This window comes from Haloplanus vescus (genome assembly GCF_900107665.1).
Classification (GTDB): domain Archaea; phylum Halobacteriota; class Halobacteria; order Halobacteriales; family Haloferacaceae; genus Haloplanus; species Haloplanus vescus.
Window position 1 is genome coordinate 1,040,240 of sequence record NZ_FNQT01000001.1, and the last position, 21,913, is coordinate 1,062,152.

Sequence of the window (21,913 nt, forward strand, 5' to 3'; positions counted from 1 at the left end):
GGCCTTGAGCCGGGATATGGACTACGACCCGCAGGAACTCGAGGAGCGCTGGCGGGAGCGCTGGGCCGAGACGGGCCGGTACGAAGCCGACCCGGACGGAGCCGACGACGAGGACGTGACCTTCATCACCGTCCCCTATCCCTACCCGAGCGGTGGGATGCACATCGGCCACGCCCGGACCTACACGGTGCCGGACGTCTACGCCCGCTATCGCCGCCAGCAGGGCGACAACGTGCTCTTTCCCATCGCGTGGCACGTCACCGGGACGCCCATCATCGGCGCCGTCGAGCGCCTGAAGAAAGGCGAAGAAGAGCAGCTCTCCGTCCTCCGCGACACCTACGACGTACCCGAAGACACCCTGCAGGACCTCGAAACGCCGATGGGCTACGCCCACCACTTCATCGAGGAACATTACAAGAAGGGGATGAAGTCGCTGGGGCTCTCTATCGACTGGCGCCGCGAGTTCACCACCAACGACGACCGCTACTCCAAGTTCATCACGTGGCAGTACGAGACGCTCCGCGACCGTGACCGACTGGAGAAGGGCCTCCACCCGGTCAAATACTGCACGAACGAGGCACAGCCGGTCACGACCCACGACCTGCTGGAGGGCGAAGACGCGGAGTATCAGGAGTACACGCTGGTTCGCTTCGGCCTCGACGACGCGGTGGTGCCGATGGCGACGCTCCGCCCCGAGACGGTCCGCGGCGTGACCAACGCCTACGTCAACCCGGAGGGCACCTACGCCCGCGCCACCGTCGACGGCGAAACGTGGCTGGTCTCCGAGCAGGCGACCGAAAAACTCCGCCTACAAGCGCACGACGTGACCGTTGAGGAGACGTTCTCGGGTGCCGACCTGGTGGGCGAACACGTCACCAACCCCGTGACGGGCGACGAGGTGCCGATTCTGCCGGCGACGTTTGTCGACCCCGACAACGCGACGGGCGTCGTCATGTCCGTCCCGGCGCACTCGCCGGACGACTACCTCGCCCTGCAGGAGGCGAAAGCCGACGACGAGCGCATGGAACGCTACGGCGTCGACCCCGAGACGGTCGAGGGAATCGAGCCAATTCCCATCCTCGACGTGGAGGGCTACGGCGAGATTCCGGCGCGCGACGCCGTCGAATCCTCGGGTGTCGAGTCCTCGGACGACCCCGAACTCGAAGAGGTCACCCAAGAGTTGTACAACCGCGAGTTCCACGCCGGCCGTCTCCACGACGAGTACGGTGAGTTCGCGGGCGAGGTCATCGAGGAGGTCCGTGAGCGCTACCGCGACGAGGGCGTCGACGCCGGCCGCTTCGGGACGATGTACGAGTTCTCGGAGGAGGTGGTCTGTCGGTGCGGCGGCGACGTCGAGGTGTCCAAACAGGACACGTGGTTCCTCCGATACAACGACGAGGACTGGAAGGAGATGACTCGGCAGCTCGTCGAGAATATGGAGTGCATCCCCGCAAACACGCGTGACGAGTACGACCACACCATCGGGTGGCTCAACGAGTGGCCCTGCATCCGCAACTACGGGCTGGGGACGCACCTGCCGTGGGACGACGACTTCGTCATCGAACCCCTCTCTGACTCGACCATCTACATGGCGTACTACACGCTCGCGCCGCGCCTGCGCGAGATTCCGGTCGAGGACCTCGACCGCGAGTTCTTCGACGCCCTCTTCTACGGCGCTGACGCCGTGGAGGACCCCGACCCGCGCGCCCTCGACCTGCGCGAGGAGTGGCTCTACTGGTACCCCGTCGACTACCGCTTCTCCGCGAACGACCTCATCTCGAACCACCTGACGTTCTACCTGTTCCACCACGCGGAGCTGTTCGACGAAGCCCAGTGGCCCGAGGGCATCGTCATCATGGGCATGGGCCTGCTGGAGGGCGAGAAGATGTCCTCCTCGAAGGGCCACGTCGTCCTGCCGGGCAAGGCCATCGAGCGCTACGGTGCCGACACCGTGCGCTTCTTCCTGCTCAACTCCGCCGAGCCGTGGCAGGACTACGACTGGCGCGCCGGACAGGTCGAGAGCGTTCGCGACCAACTCGACCGCTTCTGGAACCGCGCGACCGAACTCGTCCCCGACGAACCGGCGTCGACGTTCGACGACGAGGTGCCGGACCTCGAACCCGTCGACCGATGGCTGCTCTCGAAGCTGCAGTCGACGGTCCGCGAAGTGACCGAGGCGATGGAGAACTCGGAGACGCGAGCGGCGAGTCAGACCGCCTTCTACGGCTTCGAGGAGTCGCTCCGATGGTATCGCCGCCGGACCGACCGCGACCGACCGGGCGCGCAGTGGACGCTCCGCCACGCGCTGGAGACGCGGCTTCGCCTCCTCGCGCCCTTCGTCCCCTTCCTCGCCAACGAACTCCACGAGCGACTGACCGGGGAGGCAGCGGAGGACGTGCCGTGGCCCGAAGTCGACGCCGACTTGGAGCGCCCGGCTGTCGAGGTGCAGGAGCGACAGATAGAGCGCCTCACCGAGGACGTGAACGATATCGTGGACGTGACGGGGACCGACCCCGAACGAATCATGATCTACGTCGCCGCGGACTGGAAGCGCGAGGTGTTCGACGCCGTCGTCGAAGCCGGGGCCGACGTGGGCGCGGCGATGAGTGAGGCGATGAGCAACCCCGACCTGCGGGAACGCGGCGACGCCGTCAACGACCTCGTCGGCGACCTCGTGGAGCTCGTCCGCGACCTAGACGACGACACCGTCGACCGACTGCAGGACCTCGACGAAGGCACCGTCTACGAGTCGGCGGTGGACTTCCTCGAACGCGAGTTCGACGCCGATGTCGACGTCTACGCCGAGGACGACGACCCGCCGGACCCGGCCGACCGCGCCAGCAGCGCCGTCCCCTTCCGGCCGGCAATCTATCTGGAGTAGTCAGGCCGCGCCTTCGAGGGTGACGGTGAACGACCGCGCGTCGCCGGGGACGAGGAGGTCGAATTCGAGGCTGTCGGCGTCGACCCGGTCGTCGACGTGGTAGTCAACCGTCATCTCGTACGTCGTCGAGGCGCCCGAATCGAGCGAGAGCGAGAAGGAGTCGCCACCGTGCATCGGATGCGTGTGGTTGATGGCACCGCGACAGACCCCAGAGCCGTCGCCCTTGTTGGTCACGTCGATACCGACGGGAATGGGGTCGTTCGCGTCGACCGACTCGGGCACGTCGTAGCTGACCGCGAACTCGGGCGGCGGTGAGCGCAGGGCGTCGAGCCGAGCGTCGGGAATCGACCACCGGGCCCGCGCGTCGTCGTCGACTCGACTGTCCGAGACTTGCGAGGCCTGGCGGAGCGTGACGGCGACGCTGGTTTCGAGTGGCGCCGGAACGCGGAAGACGAGATACCCCTGCGGACTCTCCTCGGTGTAGCGACCGTCACCCACGGGTGCGAGGTCACGTTCGGGTGCGGGCGCGGCCTCCGGAAACGCGAGGCGGTCACCGCCCACGTCGAGTGCGAAGGCCCGGCCCGGCGGCGGTCGCTCGCCGCTGGCGGTGAGAGCGACGAAGAGAAACCGGTCGCTGCCGGCCGATTCGACGCCGAACGCGTCCGGCGCACTGAGATAGTGATAGGAGTGGACGGCCGCCAGTTCCGTGGCGGTCACCGTCGTCCCGTCGAGGGAAATCGAGTCGCCGAGCGTCGCTTCGGCGGTCGGCGGCGTGGAGTCGGACGAAGTGTCGAGACAGCCAGCCAGTCCGGTCAGCGCGGCGCCGAGGCTGGCTACCAAGCGTCGTCGGGAGGGCATACCGCCGCGTTATCCGCGTCGAAAATAAGGGTCTTGTGTCGGAATGGGTGCGCACCGAGCTTACATCGCGCCGCCCATGCCGCCCATGCCGCCCATGCCGCCAGCGCCGCCGGGGCCGCCCTCGTCTCCGTCACCGGAGGTCGAGAGGTCGCCCGCGGCGATGATGTCGTCGATTTTCAGGACGAGGTTCGCCGCTTCGGTAGCGGAGGAGAGCGCCTGCTCTTTGGCGTGCGCGGGTTCGACGACGCCAGCCTCGAAGGTGTCGACGACGTCGCCGGTGAAGACGTTGAGGCCGGCGTGTTCGTCGCCGTCCTCGTGGGCCGCGCGGAGCGAGACCAGCGTGTCGATGCTGTCGAGGCCCGCGTTGTTGGCGAGGACGCGCGGGACGACTTCGAGCGAGTCGGCGAAGGCGTTGATGGCGAGCTGTTCGCGCCCGCTGATGTCGTCGGCGTAGTCGCGGAGTCGGCTGGCGACTTCCACCTCGATGGCACCGCCGCCGGCGAGGACGCGACCGTCGGAGGCCGTCGCCGAGACGACGTCGAGTGCGTCGTGGATGCCGCGTTCGAGCTCGTCGACGACGTGGTCGGTCGAGCCACGGAGGAGGATGGTCACGCCGTGGGAGTCATCGCCCTCGACGTAGAACAGACCCGCGTCGGCGTCGCGCGTAATGGACCCGTGACCGAGGTGGGCGTCGGTCGCGGAGTCGAGGTCGGAGACGATCTGTGCGCCGAGAATCTCCTGCAGGAAGCCCATGTCGGACTTCTTCGTCCGGCGGACGGCGAGGATGCCTTCCTTCGCGAGGAGATACTGCGCAAGGTCGTCGATGCCCTTCTGACAGAAGACCACGTCGGCGCCCGTGGCGACGATTTGGTCGACCTTCTCTCGAAGCTGGCGTTCCTCGCTGTCGAGGAACTGCTGGAGCTGTTCGGGGTCGTCGATGCTGACCTGCGTGTCAGCGTCGGCTTCCTCGACCTCGATGGGGTCGTTCAGGAGGAGCACGTCGGCCGCGTCGAAGTCGACCGGCATGTCCTCGTTGACGGGGTCCTTGTCGATGACTGCGCCGTTGAGGAGTTGAGACTCCGAGACACCGCGACCGGTCTGGGTCTCGATTTCGATGAATTCGAGGTCGACGACGTTCGAACCGTCCTCGGCCTCGACGGTGACCGCCTGCACGGCGTCGACGACGAGGTCGGCGAGGAGGTCCTTGTCGAGTTCCGAGCTCTTGCCCGTCATCGACGTTTCGGCGACGCTCCGGAGGAGGCCCTCGTCCGAGGGGTCGACGCGGGTGGCGATGTTGTCGACCTCGGCACGGGCCTGTTCGGAGGCCATGTGGAAGCCCTTGATGATGGCCGTCGGGTGGATGTCCTGGTCGAGGAGGTCCTCGGCGTTCTTCAGGAGCTCGCCCGCGATGGCGACGGCCGTCGTCGTCCCGTCGCCGGCCTCGTCCTCTTGGGTCTCGGCGACTTCGACGATCATCTCAGCCGTCGGGTTGTCGATGTCCATCTCCTGCAGGATGGTCACACCGTCGTTGGTGATGGTGACGGTGCCCATCGAGTCGACGAGCATCTTGTCCATCCCCTTCGGGCCGAGCGTCGAGCGTACCGACTCCGCGACAGCTTTGGCAGCCGAGATGTTGTACTCCTGGGCATCCTGGTCCTTGACGCGCTGTGCGTCTTCGCCCATGATGATCATCGGCTGACCCTGTTGCATTCGCTGACTCATAGTTCATCGAAAGATTGTTTGTCCTTCTATATAAAAGTGGAGGGTCGCGGAGGACGATGCGTCGTCGAGTCGGAGGCAGTCGAACGCGAAAAAGTCGCAGACGTGAGCCGAATCGCCAAAATTGTGGCAACTGTTATCACGACTCTCGATAGGGGTAGCGAACGGTCGTCGGCGCGTCTTTATAAGGTCAGTCGACTGGTTCCTTCCAGTGGACGGTGACGGTGCCGACAGCGAAGGCGTCCTCGGTGTCGGCGTCGCGGACGATTCGGAGTTCGTTGGTGCCCTCGGTGAGGGAGACGGCGTCGCCGAAGGTGTCGACCCAGTACTGCCAGCCCTCGCTCGGCGGCACGTCGAATCCACTCATCGACTCGCCGTTGATGCGGATGTCGTGCCCGTACTCGCCCACGTCGAACGCCTGGATGCCGACGTAGCCGTCGGTGGCTGCCGCCGTCGGGACGGTGAACTCGTGGGAATCGGTTTCGTCGCCGACGTGGTCGGCCCAGTCAAGGTCGAGTTCCCGGGCCGGAGGGGCGAGTTGTGCGCCGACGTACACCGTCGCGTAGTTCGCGCGGAGTGACACGACCGACCGATTTGGGCGGCCTCGTGATAAGAGCGCCGACGGCCGTGATGGGGACCAATCCGGGGTCTCACCGAGGCCGACCGACGAAAATCGTTGCTGGCGACCTAATCGTCGAGTTCCAAGTCTTCGCCGAATTCGGGGAGGTCGTCGTCGTCGTCGAGGGAGTCCATCTCTGCCTCGTACAGCTGGTGACGGAGCTGTTCGCGCTTGTTCTTGCCGTTGCGTTCGCGGCCACTTTTCGTGTCAGGCATTGTCAACCACACGAACGCCCCCACGATATATGAACTTTTCTACGATTCCCAACAGATAGACCGCCGTCGGCGATTCGAGAGCATATAAACGCCTGTTCGAGTACTATTTCAGGATTTTAGTTTGGGAACCCACACCACCCTCGCGAATTTAGAAACGAACAGTCACTTACCTCTAGTATTCGCACCAAACTACTAAGTGAATAGAGTGTGAGTTGTTACCATGTCACTCAGAGAGAGTCGCGCCGACCAGACGCCCACCGGAGGAGTACAGCGACACGTCGCGGAATGGGTGTGTACCGACTGCGACTACGACGAGTTCCGGTCAACTACCGGCGTCGCGGGGTCGCTGGACCGCTGTCCCGCCTGCGGCGGCGACCTGATTATGCCGCGCGACGCGATGTCGTAGGTAGCGAGACTACCGGCTCGTAGGGTGAGAACGTGAAAAGCGCCGGGACAGGGATTTGAACCCTGGATCCCTGAGGGAACACGCTTTCCAGGCGTGCGCCTTACCACTCGGCCATCCCGGCTCGCAGTTACGCATACCCGCTCGGCCCTTTAACTCCTTCCGTTTCCGTGTATCCGCGGTTCGAGAACGTACGTCACACCCGCCGCCGTCGCGCCGACGAGGAGCGCGACAGCCCCGAACACGGCAGCGCTCACCGTCAGGGATTCGACGAGGAGTCGATACCCCTGCACGAGGGCGAGGAAGGCGAGCGCACCGACCACGCCCCAGAGGAGGCTGGATTTGCGTCGGGGGGTCATCGGCGAGTTCGGCCGCTCACTCGACGTCGGCGATGGCCTCGATTTCGAGCGCCGCGCCCTTCGGGACGTTGCCGACTTCGACGGCGCTGCGGGCCGGCGGTTCCGCGTCGAAGTACGTTCCGTACGTCTCGTTCATCTCGTCGAAGTCGTCGATATCGTCGAGGAAGATGGTTACCTTCAGGATGTCCGACGCGTCGGCGCCCTCCTCGTCGAGGATGGCCATGACGTTATCCAGGGACTGCTCGGTCTGGGTGGCGACGCTCTCGTCGTCGAGGAGCTCGCCGTCCGTCGTCAGCGGGAGCTGACCCGCCGTGAACAGCAGGGAGCCGTTGGTCGTCGCCTGACTGTACGCGCCCACCGCCGCGGGGGCGTCGTCGGTGCTGATAGTTCGTTTCACGCTCGCTGGGTCACGGGCGACCCGGTTAAAAGTACACGTCTACGCGGTTCCTGCCGTCGCCGGAATGCCGATACTGAGCACCCCGCTCAGACTGACATCTGATAGCCGTTGACGATTTCGACCTCGTAGCCGTCCGCGCGCAGGGCCGAGAGGAGTTCGTCGATGTGGTCCGGACCGCGCGTCTCGACTTCGAGTTCGACGCGGGCGTCGTTCATCGCCACGTCCCGCGACGTGCGGTCGTGGTGGAACGCGGTGATGTTCGCGCGGTGGTCGGCGATGATAGAGCCAAGGTCGACGAGCGCGCCCGGCTGGTCTTTCAGGATAGTCCGGAAGCGGAGATAGCGGCCCGTGGCGACCAGTCCTCGCATCACGACGGTCGTCAACACGTTGAGGTCGATGTTCCCCCCGCAAACGGCGGGGACGATTACCTCGCCCTCCTCGTACTCGATAGCGCCCGAGAGCAACGCGGCGAGGGAGATGGCCCCGGCGCCCTCCGCGAGTGCCTTCTCGCGTTCGAGCAGGTAGGTGAGCGCGATGGCGATATCCTCGTCGTTGACCGTCACCACCTCGTCGACGTTCTCTTTAATCACCTCGAAGGTACGGTCGCCGATGCGACGGGTCGCGATGCCGTCGGCGATGGTGTCGACGCTCTCGCGTTCGTAAATCTCGCCTTTCTGGAGAGATTCGGCGGCGCTCGACGCGCCCTCGGCCTGCACGCCGATGACGCGGATGTCGTCGTCGTAGGCTTTCACCGCCGTCGAGATGCCCGAGATGAGGCCGCCGCCGCCGATGGGGACGATGACCGTCTCCACGTCGGGGCAGTCCTCGACGATTTCGAGGCCGATGGTCCCCTGCCCGGCCATCACCATCTCGTCGTCGAAGGCGTGGACGTACGTCCGGCCCTCCTCGCGTTCGATGCGGTGGGCCTCGGCCTGCGCCTCGTTGTAGTCGGCGCCGTGCAGGATGACGTTGCCGCCGTAGCGCTCGGTCGCTTTTACCTTCGACACCGGCGCGTGGTCCGGCATCACGATAGTCGAGTCGACGCCCGCGCGCGTCGCCGCCAGCGCGACCCCCTGCGCGTGGTTGCCGGCGCTCGCGGTGACGACGCCCGCCTCCTGTTGCTCGGGCGACAGCGTCTCGATGCGGTTGATGGCCCCGCGAATCTTGAACGCGCCCGTGCGCTGGAAGTTTTCGAGTTTGAGATGGACGTCCGCACCAGTCATCTCGGAGAAGGCGAACGAATATTCGAGCGGCGTGTGTCGCGCGACGCCCGCGACTCGCTCACGGGCGTCGAGTACGTCCTCGTTCGAGATCATGTCAGTCCCTACCTGTCGGTGGCTGTTAACGGTTTATGTAGCACAGCGCCGCAGAACGTGAAGGGGGAATGCACGCGTGTGACGTGCATATAACCGAAGGGCGCGAAGGGATATAAACGTCATGAAGGCGCAGTGAAAGTGAAAGTAGCGGACAGAGTCGGGACAGCGGGCGTCTCAATTGATAGTCAGGAAGAATGTTCCGGCCGGACGCGGGCGTTCGCGTCGACGTACTCGGCGACGCGCTCGGCGAACGGCCCCGTTCCCGGCCACGTGACGGCCTCTGTCACGTCGAGTGCGTCGGGGTCACCGACGTAGACGGCGGCGCGTCCACCGTCCGTCCGGGGGACGGTCACGCGCACGTACAAGCCCTCGTCGACGCCTTCGTAGTCGTCGAGCGCCGCCAGCTCGTCGGTTCGGAGGAGTCGACCAGCTGTCTCACCGCCGGGCGCGAGCGTCGGATAGCGGCCGGCAACGGGATGACAGCCCTCGAGGACCGCGGCGCCGACGAAGACAAAGGAGTCGAGGACGGTGGCGACGCGGTCGGGTTCGGTGAGCGTCCCGTAGACGAAGACGTCCATCGCTGTCCGACTACCGCTCGTCGAGGGGGACGAATTCGCGCCCGCGCTCGCCGGCGTAGCGCGAGAGCGGCCGGATGAGGCGGTTGTCGTCGTACTGTTCGAGCATGTGTGCAATCCAGCCACCGACCCGCGAGAGGGCGAAGATGGGCGTGTAGATGTCCAGCGGGATGCCCATCTGGTAGTACATCGACGCGGAGTAGAAGTCGACGTTGGGCGAGAACCGCGTCATCTCGGCCATATGCTCCTCGATGGTGACGGAGTAGTCGTACCACTTCCGGTCGCCCGACTGCTCGCCGAGACGCTCCGAGTACGAGGCGAGGATGTTGGCTCGCGGGTCGCGGACGCTGTAGACGCGGTGGCCGAAGCCGGGGATGCGGCGGCCCTCCTCGACGGCCTGTTCGATCCACTCGTCGGGGTCCGCGTCGCTCTCGTCTATCTCTTTCAGCATCCGCATGACGTTCTGGTTGGCGCCGCCGTGGAGGCTCCCGGCGAGGGTGCCGATGGCGCTCGTGACGCCGCTGTGGAGATCCGAGAGCGTCGAGGTGGTCACCATCGAGGCGAACGTCGAGGCGTTCAACCCGTGGTCCGCGTGCAACACGAGGGCAGTGTCGAAGGCGTCGACCGCAACCGCGTCGGGTTCCTCGTCGTTCAGCATGTAGAGGAAGTTCTCGGCGTGGGTGAGGTCCTCACGCGGGGCGACGGGCTCGTTGCCGTCGCGGAGTCGGGTGAACGCCGCCAGCGCGGTCGGAATCTTCGCCGTGATGCGACAGCCCTTCGCGATGTTCGCCTCGCGGTCGTCGGGTTCGGCGTCGGTATCCGGGTCGTACGCCGACAGCATGGACGTGACCGTCCGCAGCATCGCCATGGGGTTCTCGTCCTGTGCGGCGAGTTCCTCGATGAGGTCGTAGACGGGCGGCGCCAGGTCGCGCTCTGCGGCCAGTCGGGCGACGAACTCTTCGTGTTCGGCCGGGGTCGGCCACGCGCCGTTCCATAACAACGACAACACCTCCTCGAAGCTCGCCTCCTGTGCGAAGTCTTCGATGGCGTAGCCGCGATAGCCCAATTCGCCGGCATCGCCGTCGATGTAACTCAGATTGGACTCGAACACGACGACACCGTCGAGTCCACGCTTGACCTCATCAGACATACGCTACTGGTTTCGGACCGTCTCAAAAAAGCGTTGCCGTTCAACCGACATCACGAACTGACGACGCGACGACGAGCGAACGCGAACCCTTCGCTCGGCTCGCCGGAGGCAGCCGCATCGGGGGGATTTTACTCCTCGGCGTCCCGCGCATAGCTATGATACTGTCGGACACCGACATCCTCGCGCGCCTGAGCGAGGGTGACCTCGTCATCGACCCCCTCGACGACGTGGACCAGCAGGTCCAACCCGCGAGCGTCGACCTTCGTCTCGGCGCCGAGTTCCTCGAGTTCCAACGGACGAACATCTCCTGTATCCACCCCACGCGCGAACAGGAAGTGAGCGAGTATATCGACGAGACGGTCGTCGACGAGGGCGAGGAGTTCATCCTCCACCCCGGCGACTTCGTGCTCGGCACGACGAAAGAGCGCGTCGAGATGCCCGCGGACCTCGTCGCCAACGTCGAGGGCCGGTCCTCGCTCGGCCGACTGGCCGTCGTCGTCCACGCCACCGCCGGCTTCGTCGACCCCGGCTATCGCGGACAGGTGACGCTCGAACTGTCGAATCTCGGCACCGCCCCCGTCGCGCTCACGCCCGGCATGCGCGTCTCCCAGCTCGTCTTCACCGAACTCTCCTCGCCCGCCAAGCGCCCGTACGGGAGCGAGCGCGGCTCGAAGTATCAAGACCAGGACGGCCCGCAAGCCTCGCGCATCGGCTCCGACCCCGAATTCGAATCATGAAGTTCGTCGAAGAACTCGTCGTCGAGGAGTTCCTGCCCACGGTCCGGTCGATGCTCGCGACGGACCTCCGAGAGCGTGGCTTCACCCAGCGCGAAGTCGCCGACGCCCTCGGCATCTCGCAGTCCGCCGTCTCGAAGTACGCCCACGGCGACGTGGCGACCAGCGAGCGCTTCAGCGAGGACGAACGCGTCCAGTCGCTCGTCGAGCGAATCGGTGAGGGACTGTCGACGGGCGATATGAGTCGCGTGCAGGCGCTCATCGAACTCGAAGTGCTCATCCGACGACTGGAGAACGGCGACTCGCTCGCCGAACGCCACCGCGAGGTCATGCCCGAACTCCGCGAGTACGACGCCTCCTTCGACGTTCACGACCCCGAGAGCGGCGCGCGCACCACCGAACAGGTCCGCTCCTCCGTGCGGCGCGGCCTCCGCATCCTCCGCAACACGTCCGCGTTCGCGAGCCTCGTCCCCAACGTCGGCTCGAACCTCGTCGAGTGTCTCCCCGAGGCGACCGACGTTGAGGACGTGGCGGGCGTCCCGGGCCGCATCTTCGACGTTCGCGGGACGGCGACGGTGCCCTCTGACCCCGAGTTCGGCGTCAGCGAACACGTCGCCGCCGTGTTGCTGTCGGCCCGTGAGGCCGGCGCGCCGGTCCGCGGCGCGGTGAACATCCGGTACGACTCCGCCCTTGTCGACGGCCTGCGAGACGCCGGCTACCCGACCGTCGAGTTCGATGCCGACCGCGAGGACTCCGGCGGCGACGCCACTCGCGAGACAATCGTCGAGGCGGTGCGCGCGGCCGACCCAGGGTCGCCGTTCGTCCTCTACCAGACCGGCGGGTTCGGCATCGAACCCATCACGTACGTCCTCGCCGACGACGCCCCGGCGGCGGCCCGAGTCGTCCGCGACCAGACCTAACTAGTCGTAGCGCGCCGCGTGCGCCTCGCAGAAGGTCGGGTCGCGCAGCTGCGCCCGGACGACACCGGGCTGGCGATGGGCGTCGTGGAGGCGACAGCGCTCGTCGTCACAGAACGCCGACCCGGTGTCGAGGAAATCGACGGCGGCGAGGAGATACCCCTTCAGCGCGTCGGTCGTCCGGGGGTCGTCCGCGACGAGGAAGTCCCCCTCGATTTCGGCCTCTAACACCTCGCGTGGCGGCGCGTCACCCGTCAGTAGGGCGTGCTTGCTCTTGGCCTCGTAGTACGCCTCGGGCTTGGCCGGCGCCTCGTACAGCCCGGGCACCGAGACAAGCGTCGGCTGTCCGAGGACGGCCACCCGCTTGTGCCAGCGCCCGTCGTGGTCGCCCCACGTCCCGAGGGCACGGTCCAAGAGCGCGATGTGCAGGTGGTCGAGACTCTGCTCGCCGGGCACGTGCGCGTTCAGCGACCGCTGAACGTCGCGCCCGTCGTAGACGATGCCGCCCGCCCGCGACGGGTTCGAGAGCGCTCGCTCCTCGTAGCGGACGATGCCTGTCATCGTGTTGCCCGTCTCGGGGTCGTGTGGGTCGGTGACGCGGGCGGCCGCGAATTCTTCGGCTACCCCGTCGTCGACGCGGCCGAGCAGTCGGTCGCGCACCCGCACCTCGGCGTCGATTCGGTCGCGGAGCCAGTCAGCGAGGGCGTCCGCGTCCGCGACGGTGGTGGGCGCGCGATAGATGGTGACCGTCTCGGGCATGCGTCTGCGTCAGTCGTCGGCGGGCGCGCGGGACGTGAGCTCCACGTCGGCGGCGTCGACGCCGAGTTCGTCGATGGCCGCTTGGGCGGCGCGCTTGCCCGAGACGAGCATGGCGCCGAACGTCGGTCCCATGCGCGGCAGGCCGTAGGTGGTGGCGACGGCCATCCCCGTCGCGATGAGGCCGTCGTGGACGACGCCCGTGTGCTCGACGATGGCGTCCTCGCTCTGGCCGACCCACATGGAGTCGTGACCGGGCGAGTCGTGGCCGGGCGCGCCGTAGGTGTCGTCGCCGGTGTTGTCCATGCCGGTATTGTGCTCCTCGGCGTGTTCGATGCCCGGCGCGTCGAGGACGTTGCGCTCGTTGAGCTTGTTGACCGCGACGGCCTCGTGCCCCGTCGCGTCGATGACAAGGTCCGCCTCGACGGCGATGGGGTCGACACAGGTGATTTCGCGCGGGAGCGCGTGGACCGGCGTCCAGTTCATGACGATGCCGCCGACGCGGTGGTCCTCGCGAATCACGATGTCGGTGAACTCCGTCATGTTCTGCATCTTCGCGCCCGCGTCACAGGCGGCCTTGATGAGGCCGGAACACGCCTCCGGCCCGTTGGCGACGTAGAGGCCCTCCGTATCCTTCGCGGGCTTGTAGTCCACGTCGAGGTCCTCCAACACGTCCTGTGCGGGGTCGCGGACGGTCACCTTGTTCATCAGGAAGCCGCCGAGCCAGAACCCGCCGCCGAGGTAGTTGTTCTTCTCGACGACCATCGTCTTCACGCCGCGCTCGGAGAGTTCCTTGGCCGCCATCAGCCCCGACGGCCCACCACCGATGATGAGCACGTCCGAGTCCGAGAAGTCCATGAACTCCTCGGTCCACTCCTGTCCGATTGCGCGTGTTACGTCCGCTTCACCGACTTGGCTGAATTCGTCGAACGAAGACATACCACCCAGTAGTATTACCAAGTGGTTCATATAGTTTGCGCCATCCCGCCGAAGGCTTTTCGCCGTTCAGCGACCAGATACGCGTATGAACTCGGAGGGAAGCGACCAGTGAGTCGACTCGTCGAGGGCGAGTGGACCGCAGAGGAGAACATCGAGACCAACGAGGACGGCGAGTTCACGCGTCAGGAGTCGGCGTTTCGTGACCGCATCGGCCCCGACGAGGCGTTCCCCGTCGAGGCCGGCCGCTACCACCTCTACATCTCGCGGGCGTGTCCGTGGGCGCATCGCGTCGCGATGACACGTTCGCTCAAGGGCCTCGACGACGCCATCTCGATGTCGCTCGTCGAACCCGTTCGCTACGACGACGGCTGGGAGTTCTCCGACACCTACCCCGACCCGCATCACGACGTGGACTACCTCCGCGAACTGTACGTCCGCGCCGACGACGGGTTCACCGGGCGACCGACCGTGCCCGTCCTCTGGGACCTGCAGGAGGAGACAGTCGTCAACAACGAGTCCGAGGAGATCATGCGAATGCTCGACGTGGCCGGTCACGAACTGGCGACGCGGGACGTGGACCTCTACCCCGAGGGCTATCAGGAGGAAGTGGACCGACTCATCGACGACGTTTACGACCCCATCAACAACGGCGTCTATCGCGCCGGCTTCGCGGACTCGCAGGCCGCCTACGACGACGCCGTCGCCGACCTCTTCGACGCACTCGACCGCTACGACGACCGACTGGCCGACCAGCGCTATCTCGCCGGCGACCGTCTCACCGAGGCCGACCTCGCCATGTTCGCGACGCTGGTCCGGTTCGACCACGTCTACCACACGCACTTCAAGTGTAACCGCCGCGCCATCCACGAGTACGACAATCTCTGGGGGTACACGAAGGACCTCTACACCACACCGGGCATCGAGCAGACGGTGAACATGGACCACATCGTCCGTCACTACTACGAGAGCCACGCGGACCTGAACCCGAAGCGACTGGTCCCCACCGGCCCCGACATCGACTTCACCGAGGGCCACGACCGGGACCAGTTGCCGGGCGGCCCGCCCGAGGCGCTACAGGACCGCTAGGACGCCCGCGCTCAGAGCGAGCGTGACCAACAAGCGCCCGACACTGCCCGCGAACGTCGCCGCCGCGAAGCGCACGTAGTCCTCTTCGAGGACGGCGAAGGCGTAAATCGAGAGCGTGTCGGGGAAGAAGGGGACCGAGAGCGCGAGTGCGAGGCCGGCGTACCCCCAGCGTCTCGCGATTTCGACGGTTCGGCGCTGTGACCACTCGATGACATCGAACCGCGACCGTTCGAGGAATCGAATCACCGGCCCGGCCTCTTTGGCCTCCTGCCCGAGGTGGAACGCGAAGACACTCCCGGCGGCCTTGCCCGTCGCCGAAACGAGAATGATAATCGCGAGTCGCGCCCACGTCGGGAGCCCCAAATCGAGCGGTGCCAGGAGGACGACTTCGCTGACGCCGGGCAGCGCGAAGGCGATGAGAAAGGAGTAGACGAAGATGATGAGGAGTCCACCCCACCCCGTGGCGCTTCGGACGAGTCGCGTCAGCCACTCGAAGCCAAACAGGTCGGTGACAGCGAGGGGGACGAACGCTTCCACACCTCACCCTCTGACGGGGGTAAGGTAAGTCTTTCAGATTTCGTCCCGGCACGCGTCGAGGTCACGGAGAAATGCCGACAGGGTGTCGCGGGTGACGTGGGGCATACAGACGAGTCGCAACTCGCCGCGAGCGGTGCGCGCCAGCCGCCAGTCACGGTCCTGTACCGCCGCGAACAGCGAGTCGGGGAGGTCGACGGCGACGAGTGGGAGGACGGGGTCGACCACGTCGAATCCGCGGTCAGCGAGTGCGTCCGCGACCCACTCCGCGTTCGCCTGTGCGCGCTCGTAGTTCTCTCGGTAGCCGTCCGGCCAGAGTTCGTCGAGCGCCGCCGCCGCGCTCGCCACGCCCGCACCGCTCCGGGTGCCGGTGAGCGTCGCCTGCGACGTGGACTCCAGATACGGTGTCTCGACCGCGAGGGCGTCCATCGTCGCCGCGTCGCGAGCCAGCAACCCACCCGCCGGGACGACCGCCTGCCCCATCTTGTGTGGGTCGATGGTCATCGTGTCGACCGCTGCGTGGCCGAAGTGCCACTCGTGGTCGGTAAAGGGCAGCGCGAACCCGCCCCACGCGGCGTCGACGTGACAGAGCGCGTCCGCCTCCGCCGCCAGGTCGGCGAGTTCGGGGATGGGGTCGACCCGACCGTACTCCGTCGTCCCCGCGACGCCGACGACCAGCGCCGTGTCGTCGTCGACCAGCGACGCCATCGCCTCGGGGTCGGCGCGTCGGTCCGAGCCCACCGGCGCGATGCGGAGGTCGACCCCGAGCACCTCAGCCGCCTTCTGAAAGCTGAAGTGGACGCTGGACGGCGCGACGACGTTCGGGTCGTCGGTGCTCGCTCGGTTGCGCGCCGCCCGCACCGCCTGAATGTTGGCTTCGGTCCCCCCGCTGGCGACGTAGCCGCGTGGCTGGTCGAGACCCGTCAGCTCGCCCAGCGTCTCGACGACCTCCGTCTCCAAGTCCGCGACTGCGCGGTACGTCTCGGGGTCGCCGGGATTCGTCGCGAGAAATCGCTCCGCTGCCGCCCGAGCCACGGGGTGTGGCCGGGTGCACATACTGGAGAGAACGCGGTCGAAGGTTTGGGGGACCGCCTGCTCCATGCCTACACCGTACCGGCGGCGCCGTTTAGCCGTTGCGCTCCGGGGTCAGCGGACCGAATCGAGGATGAGTTGCTCCTCGACCTTGTCCACTTCGTCGAGCACGTCCGCGACGGCGTCGATGTTGGCGCTGATGGACGTGATGCCCTTGCGGACGAGGAAGTCCACCATATCGGGGTCGGAGCCAGCCTGCCCGCAGATGCTGGTGTCGACGCCCGCCGCCCGACAGTCGTCGATGGCGTCGCCGATCATCTCGAGCACGGCCGGGTGGAGTTCGTCGAACCGGTCGGAGACGTGTTCGTTGTTGCGGTCGACCGCCAGCACGTACTGGGTGAGGTCGTTCGTCCCGAAGGAGACGAAGTCGACGCCCTCTGCGATGATGTCGTCGACGCCGCGGGCGCTGGCCGGCGTCTCGATCATGACGCCCCAGTCACGCTCGTCGGGGTCGATGCCGACGGCTTCCATGTGACCGCGCGCCGCTGCCACGTCGTCGCCGTCGGTGACGAGCGGGAACATGATTTCGAGGTTCTCGTAGCCCATGTCGTAGAGCCGTTTGAACGCCTCGAGTTCGTGTTCGAACACTTCGGGGCGGTCGAGGCTCCGACGGATGCCACGGTAGCCGAGCATCGGGTTGTGTTCGTGTGGCTCCTCCTCGCCACCCTCGAGCTGGCGGAACTCGTCGGTTGGGGCGTCGATGGTGCGCACCCGAACCGGCCGGGGATAGAACTCCTCGGCGACGGTCTGGACGCCGTCCATGAGCTCCTCGATGTACGCTTCGACGCCCTCGTCGCGGATGTAGCGCTCGGGCGTCTTGTCCAGCGAGAGGACGAGGTGTTCGAGTCGGAGCAGACCGACGCCGTCGGCGCCGGTCTTCGCGGCGCGACTCGCCGCCTCCGGAATCGAGACGTTCACCTTCACCTCCGTCGCCGTGACGGGTTTTGGCCGCTTGCCGACCGGCGTCTCGTCGTCGTCGCTGCCGGGACTCGCCGACGAGTCGACGTTCACGGCGCCTTCGCGGACCGTCCCCATCTCGCCGTCGACGGTGACGACCTGCCCGTCTTCGAGCGTGTGCGTCGCACCGCCGGAGCCGACGACGGCCGGGACGCCGAGCTCGCGCGAGACGATGGCCGCGTGGGAGGTCATCCCACCCTCGTCGGTGACGATGGCGGCGGCGCGTTTCATCGCCGGCACCATGTCGGGCATCGTCATCTCAGTGACGATGACGTCGCCCTCCTGCACTTGGTCGAGGTGGTCGAGTTTGGTAACGATGCGGACGGCGCCCGAGGCGACCCCCGGACTCGCGCCGAGGCCCGAGAGCAGGTGCTCGTCGCTCTCCTCGTCATCGGTCTCGTCACTCTCGTCGGCGCCGCTCGCGTCGTCGTCGATGGTCGTAATCGGACGCGACTGGAGCATGAAGACCTCGCCGCCGGCGACGGCCCACTCGACGTCCTGCGGTTCGCCGTAGTGGTCTTCGACCTTCCGTCCGAGTTCGATCAGGCGGTCGATTTCCTCCTGCGTGAGAACGCGCTCGTCGCGTTTCTCCTCGGGGACGTCCGTCTCGATGGTTTCGCCCGTCGCCTCGTCTTTGACGTGCATCACCTTCTTCGTCGCGACCGTCTCCTGTTCGACCTCGCCAGAGTTGCGGTCGACGACGTAGTTGTCGGGCGACACCGCACCGGAGACGACCGCCTCGCCGAGACCCCATGCCGCCTCGATGATGATGCGCGGGTCACCCGTCGAGGGGTGGCTGGTGAACATCACGCCGCTCTTCTCGGCGTCGACCATCGTCTGGACGACGACAGCGATGTCGACTTCCTCGTGCGGGAAGCCCTTCTGGTTCCGGTAGTAGATGGCTCGCTGGGAGAACAGCGACGCCCAGCACTCCTGTACGCGGTCGACCAGGTCGTCTTCCGTGACGTTCAGGAACGTCTCCTGCTGGCCAGCGAAGGACGCGTCCGGCAGGTCCTCCGCCGTCGCCGACGAGCGGACCGCGACGAACTCCTCGCCGTTACCCATCGTCCGGTACGCCTCGACGATTTCGTCGCGTACCTTGTCGGGGACTTCCGTCTCGACGATGAGTTCGTGTGCGCGCTCGTGGGCCGCTTCGAGCGCTTCCGAGTCCTCGGAGTCGACGTCGACCGCCGAGAACAGTTCCTCGTCAATGCCAGCCTCTTCGATGAACGTCCGATAGGTACCCGCCGTCACGACGAATCCCGGGGGGACCGGCAGTCCCGCCCCCGTGAGTTCGCCGAGCGACGCTCCTTTGCCACCGACCGTCCCCAGATCGGCGGATCGCACGTCCTCCAGCCAAGCTACAGCCATTTCGTACGCAGGAATCCCACCAGAACGATAAAGAAGGTTTCGAACCGTGCAACTACGGCCAAATTTGCGCCCCCGGCGAGAGCCGTTTCAGGCTTCGAGAATGTCGTCCTCGTCGGACGGAGGGACGGCGAGCGTGCCGTCGAGCGACGTGACCGCTCGCCCGCCGACACGGACCGTCTCGCCGTCGACTTCGACGTGGACCAGTCCCGGTCGGTCGACGAAATGGCCCTGCTCGAAGCGCATCGACGCCGGCGGGTCGTCGAAGGCGTCGACCGTGTGGAGGTACGCCCCGCAGGCGCCGCTCGCGGTGCCCGTCACCGGGTCCTCCGGCACGCCCGCGCCCGGCGCCCACATCCGTGCGTGGAGCGTCGACTCCGCATCGAGCGCGTCGAACGTGAACGCGTAGACACCGGTGGCGTCGTACGCCGCCGCCAACTCCTCGACTGCGGCCATGTCCGGGTCGGCCTCGGCGAGGCGTTCGAGGAAGTTCACCGGCACGAGCAGGAAGGGCAGGCCGACCGACGCGACGGCGGCCGGGAGGTCGGCGCCCACGTCCTGCATGGCCGCGGGGTCGATACCCAACGCCTCTCCCACGCGCTCGTAGTCCACGTCGACCGTCTCGACCGACGGGTCCTCCGTCTCCAGCCACGCCACGCCCTCGTCGGTCACCTCGACGTCGAGGACACCGGCGTTCGTCCGAAGCCGCCCCTCGTCCAGTCCACCCTCGTCGTCGAGGTGGACCAGGCTCGCGACCGTCGCGTGGCCACAGAGGTCGACCTCCTGTTCGGGGGTGAAATACCGGACGCGACGGTCCGCGTCGCCGTCGTCGAAGAGGAAGGCCGTTTCGCTCGCCCCGAGTTCGCGAGCGATGGCCACCATCTGCTCGGCATCGAGTCCCGTCGCGTCGGGGACGACGCCCGCGACGTTACCCGCGAGCGGTTCGTCCGCGAACGCGTCGATCAACAGCGTTCGGCGCGTCTCCATACCTCCGACGTGAACGGGCGACGACAAGACGTTAGGGGTCTCGGCCGAGTCGTAAGTCCTTACCCCACGGCCGTCACAGTCGGTGGTATGAGCGATCTCCCGGACGATTTCACCTGCACCATCACCAACTGGGAGTACATCTACGGCCTCTGTCGGGACGTCGCCGACGAGGTCCGGGCCGCAGAGTTCGACCCCGACGTCATCGTCGCCCTGGCCCGCGGTGGCTGGTTCGCCGGCCGGTGTTGCTGTGACTTCCTCGGGCTGGACGACCTCACCAGCCTGAAGATGGAACACTACGTCGGCACGGCGTCGAAAGGCGCCGACCCCGAGGTTCGCTACCCCATGCCCGAGGGGAGCGTCGAGGGCAAGGACGTGCTGATCATCGACGACATCGCCGACACGGGCGGGTCGCTCAGTCACGCCCACGACTACGTCACCGGCCGCAACCCCAACGACGTGCGGACCGCGACCCTCCAACTCCTCGACACCAGCGAGTTCGACCCCGACTTCGTCGGCGAACGACTCGACGAGTGGGCGTGGATCGTCTACCCCTGGAACTTCATCGAGGACATGATAGACATCGTCGCCGGCGTCATGGAGCGAGCCGACGCCGAGACGTTCGACCGCGACGACATCCGACGCCTGCTGGCGGCCGAACACGACATCCAGCGCATCGAGATGGAAATCGCCCAACCGGACCGCCTCGACGAGGTGCTCACGGAGATGGTGCGCCGCGACGTGGTCGAACCGGCGGGGACGGACACCTGGCGACTCGCGTAACGTGCGCTCCAGGCAGTCGGAGGTGGCGGCGTGAGCTCGCTCCTCTCTATCTTCGCGACGGCCATCCTCCCCATCATCACCCTCGCAGGTGTCGGGATGGCGCTTGGGCGGGCCCGCGATATCGACATCGGCCCGCTCAACACCGTCACGGTGTACGTCCTCGTCCCCGCACTCATCTTCCACAGCATCGCCACCGCGTCGTTCTCGGGGGCGACGCTCGCCCGCATCGGCGTCGCCACCGCCGCCTATCTGGGCGGCATGCTCGTCGTCGCGGAGGTGGTGGGCCGCGTGCTCGGCCTCGACGAACCCATCCTGAGCGCACTCGTCCTCGTGAGCGCCTTCCCCAACTCCGGCAACTACGGCGTCCCCCTCTCGGAGTTCGCCTTCGGCGTCGACGGCCGGAGCACCGCCGTCGTCTACCTGACGGTACAGACGGTGCTCGTCTACACTATCGGCATCTACATCGCGCAGCGAAGCGGTGGCTCCCACGGCCTGAGCGGGATGAAACGCGCGTTGGAGATTCCCCTCGTCTACGCCGTCGCCGCCGCACTCCTCGTCCGCTGGCTGGGCGTCGCACCCCCCGCGGACGGCACCGCGATGGCGACGCTCGAACTCGTCGGCAACGCCTCCATCCCGCTGATGCTCCTGATTCTCGGGATACAGCTCACCGACACCGACTACGGCGCCGCGCTCCCGCAGGTCGGCGTCGCGTCGCTTCTGAAGATGGCCGTCGCGCCCGCCGTCGCCGTCGGCGTCGCCCTCGCCGTCGGCTTCGATAACCCCACCGTCGCGCGGACGTTCGTCCTCGAATCCGCGACGCCGGCCGCCATCACGCCGCTCTTGCTCGTCGTCGAATTCGGCGGCGAGTCCGCGGGCGACGGCCTCTCCGTCGCCGAGTATGTCAGCACTACCGTCCTCGTCACGACACTCCTGAGCGTGCCCGTCCTGACGCTCCTCATCGCGGCGCTCGAATCGGGGTTGCTCGTCTGAGCTGAGCCACGACGCTTAAGCCCTCGCGCGGTCCAGTGGGGATGAATGCGCGAGAGAGACGGCCTCGACTACCTACTCGTCCTCGTCGTCGCGGTGTTGGCGGCGGTCCACGTCCCACCCTACGCCGTCGTCGAGCGTGAAGCCGTCCAACTCGCCCACGACACCGGCATCGCCGCCCTCGTCTCCTTCCTGGTCGACATCCGAGTCGCTATCCTCCTCCTCGCGATTCTCGGCCTGATTATGGTCCTCGCCGTCACCGACAACCTGCCAAACTAGTCCGC

At 66.6% G+C, this 21,913-nt stretch carries 23 protein-coding genes and 1 tRNA gene; 8 read left to right on the top strand and 16 right to left on the bottom strand.

Features of this window, described 5'->3' with window-relative positions; genetic code table 11:
- Positions 1-16: 16 nt before the first annotated feature.
- The gene (leuS, locus tag BLU18_RS05550) at positions 17-2,881 is read left to right on the top strand and encodes a leucine--tRNA ligase (protein ID WP_092632731.1); all 2,865 of its coding nucleotides are present in this window, start codon (positions 17-19) and stop codon (positions 2,879-2,881) included.
- On the opposite strand, the gene BLU18_RS05555 is transcribed toward leuS, so the two are convergent.
- The 4 genes from BLU18_RS05555 to BLU18_RS14780 form a co-directional block, all read right to left on the bottom strand.
- Positions 2,882-3,739, bottom strand: a complete 858-nt coding sequence (locus BLU18_RS05555) for a hypothetical protein (protein WP_092632734.1) — start codon at positions 3,737-3,739, stop codon at positions 2,882-2,884.
- A gap of 60 nt (positions 3,740-3,799) precedes the next feature.
- Positions 3,800-5,461 (bottom strand): thermosome subunit beta, encoded by a 1,662-nt coding sequence (gene thsB, locus BLU18_RS05560; RefSeq protein WP_092632737.1) that lies wholly within the window; start codon positions 5,459-5,461, stop codon positions 3,800-3,802.
- A gap of 187 nt (positions 5,462-5,648) precedes the next feature.
- Positions 5,649-6,041, bottom strand: coding sequence for a DUF7383 domain-containing protein (locus tag BLU18_RS05565; RefSeq protein WP_092632740.1), 393 nt, complete (start codon positions 6,039-6,041; stop codon positions 5,649-5,651).
- Between the two features lie 104 nt (positions 6,042-6,145).
- On the bottom strand, positions 6,146-6,292 hold the full coding sequence (locus BLU18_RS14780) for a hypothetical protein (protein WP_176791183.1): 147 nt from the start codon (positions 6,290-6,292) through the stop codon (positions 6,146-6,148).
- Between the two features lie 220 nt (positions 6,293-6,512).
- Here BLU18_RS14780 and BLU18_RS05570 point away from each other — a divergent pair, with 220 nt between their 5' ends.
- Complete coding sequence (locus tag BLU18_RS05570) at positions 6,513-6,698, top strand: hypothetical protein (RefSeq protein WP_092632743.1); 186 nt, start codon at positions 6,513-6,515, stop codon at positions 6,696-6,698.
- Positions 6,699-6,738: 40 nt separating this feature from the next.
- On the opposite strand, the gene BLU18_RS05575 is transcribed toward BLU18_RS05570, so the two are convergent.
- From BLU18_RS05575 to citZ, 6 genes are all read right to left on the bottom strand, one after another.
- Positions 6,739-6,819 (bottom strand) — tRNA-Ser (locus BLU18_RS05575).
- A 28-nt stretch (positions 6,820-6,847) separates the two neighbouring features.
- Positions 6,848-7,054 (bottom strand): DUF7981 family protein, encoded by a 207-nt coding sequence (locus BLU18_RS05580; protein ID WP_092632746.1) that lies wholly within the window; start codon positions 7,052-7,054, stop codon positions 6,848-6,850.
- Between the two features lie 16 nt (positions 7,055-7,070).
- Positions 7,071-7,451 carry a Rid family detoxifying hydrolase gene (locus BLU18_RS05585; RefSeq protein ID WP_092632749.1) on the bottom strand — a complete coding sequence of 127 codons (381 nt, stop codon included), beginning with the start codon at positions 7,449-7,451 and terminating at the stop codon, positions 7,071-7,073.
- A gap of 86 nt (positions 7,452-7,537) precedes the next feature.
- Positions 7,538-8,767, bottom strand: a complete 1,230-nt coding sequence (ilvA, locus tag BLU18_RS05590) for a threonine ammonia-lyase (RefSeq protein ID WP_092632752.1) — start codon at positions 8,765-8,767, stop codon at positions 7,538-7,540.
- 185 nt (positions 8,768-8,952) lie between these two features.
- On the bottom strand, positions 8,953-9,345 hold the full coding sequence (locus tag BLU18_RS05595) for a gamma-glutamylcyclotransferase family protein (RefSeq protein ID WP_092632755.1): 393 nt from the start codon (positions 9,343-9,345) through the stop codon (positions 8,953-8,955).
- A 10-nt stretch (positions 9,346-9,355) separates the two neighbouring features.
- Entirely contained in the window at positions 9,356-10,492 is a 1,137-nt protein-coding gene (gene citZ, locus BLU18_RS05600) for a citrate synthase (protein WP_092632758.1), read from the bottom strand.
- Positions 10,493-10,647: 155 nt separating this feature from the next.
- Between citZ and dcd the strand changes: the two genes are divergently transcribed.
- Both dcd and BLU18_RS05610 read left to right on the top strand, forming a co-directional pair.
- A complete protein-coding gene (gene dcd / locus BLU18_RS05605; protein ID WP_092632762.1) occupies positions 10,648-11,229 on the top strand; it encodes a dCTP deaminase in 582 nt (193 codons plus the stop codon).
- Entirely contained in the window at positions 11,226-12,146 is a 921-nt protein-coding gene (locus BLU18_RS05610; RefSeq protein ID WP_092632765.1) for a thiamine-phosphate synthase family protein, read from the top strand. Before dcd ends, BLU18_RS05610 begins: the two co-directional genes overlap by 4 nt.
- Here BLU18_RS05610 and BLU18_RS05615 read toward each other — a convergent pair whose 3' ends face one another.
- Positions 12,147-12,902, bottom strand: a complete 756-nt coding sequence (locus BLU18_RS05615) for a DUF7001 family protein (protein ID WP_092632768.1) — start codon at positions 12,900-12,902, stop codon at positions 12,147-12,149.
- Positions 12,903-12,911: 9 nt separating this feature from the next.
- Positions 12,912-13,838, bottom strand: coding sequence for a sulfide-dependent adenosine diphosphate thiazole synthase (locus BLU18_RS05620; protein WP_092632771.1), 927 nt, complete (start codon positions 13,836-13,838; stop codon positions 12,912-12,914).
- A 108-nt stretch (positions 13,839-13,946) separates the two neighbouring features.
- On the opposite strand from BLU18_RS05620, the gene BLU18_RS05625 reads away from it, so the two are divergent.
- Positions 13,947-14,924: a glutathione S-transferase family protein gene (locus BLU18_RS05625; protein WP_092632774.1), complete on the top strand. Its 978-nt coding sequence runs from the start codon at positions 13,947-13,949 to the stop codon at positions 14,922-14,924.
- On the opposite strand, the gene BLU18_RS05630 is transcribed toward BLU18_RS05625, so the two are convergent.
- From BLU18_RS05630 to BLU18_RS05645, 4 genes are all read right to left on the bottom strand, one after another.
- Positions 14,910-15,461: a YqaA family protein gene (locus BLU18_RS05630; protein ID WP_092632777.1), complete on the bottom strand. Its 552-nt coding sequence runs from the start codon at positions 15,459-15,461 to the stop codon at positions 14,910-14,912. The two genes, BLU18_RS05625 and BLU18_RS05630, sit on opposite strands and share 15 nt — an antisense overlap.
- Positions 15,462-15,494: 33 nt before the next feature.
- Positions 15,495-16,559 carry a tyrosine decarboxylase MfnA gene (gene mfnA, locus BLU18_RS05635; RefSeq protein WP_092632781.1) on the bottom strand — a complete coding sequence of 355 codons (1,065 nt, stop codon included), beginning with the start codon at positions 16,557-16,559 and terminating at the stop codon, positions 15,495-15,497.
- A gap of 45 nt (positions 16,560-16,604) precedes the next feature.
- The gene (gene ppsA, locus BLU18_RS05640; RefSeq protein WP_092632784.1) at positions 16,605-18,878 is read right to left on the bottom strand and encodes a phosphoenolpyruvate synthase; all 2,274 of its coding nucleotides are present in this window, start codon (positions 18,876-18,878) and stop codon (positions 16,605-16,607) included.
- Between the two features lie 87 nt (positions 18,879-18,965).
- Positions 18,966-19,862, bottom strand: coding sequence for a PhzF family phenazine biosynthesis protein (locus tag BLU18_RS05645; RefSeq protein ID WP_092632787.1), 897 nt, complete (start codon positions 19,860-19,862; stop codon positions 18,966-18,968).
- Between the two features lie 87 nt (positions 19,863-19,949).
- Between BLU18_RS05645 and BLU18_RS05650 the strand changes: the two genes are divergently transcribed.
- From BLU18_RS05650 to BLU18_RS05660, 3 genes are read left to right on the top strand one after another with little or no spacing between them, the layout of a single operon-like run.
- Positions 19,950-20,642 (top strand): phosphoribosyltransferase, encoded by a 693-nt coding sequence (locus tag BLU18_RS05650; RefSeq protein ID WP_092632790.1) that lies wholly within the window; start codon positions 19,950-19,952, stop codon positions 20,640-20,642.
- 30 nt (positions 20,643-20,672) lie between these two features.
- Positions 20,673-21,632, top strand: a complete 960-nt coding sequence (locus tag BLU18_RS05655; protein WP_092632793.1) for an AEC family transporter — start codon at positions 20,673-20,675, stop codon at positions 21,630-21,632.
- A 45-nt stretch (positions 21,633-21,677) separates the two neighbouring features.
- On the top strand, positions 21,678-21,908 hold the full coding sequence (locus BLU18_RS05660; RefSeq protein ID WP_092632796.1) for a hypothetical protein: 231 nt from the start codon (positions 21,678-21,680) through the stop codon (positions 21,906-21,908).
- Positions 21,909-21,913: the final 5 nt, after the last annotated feature.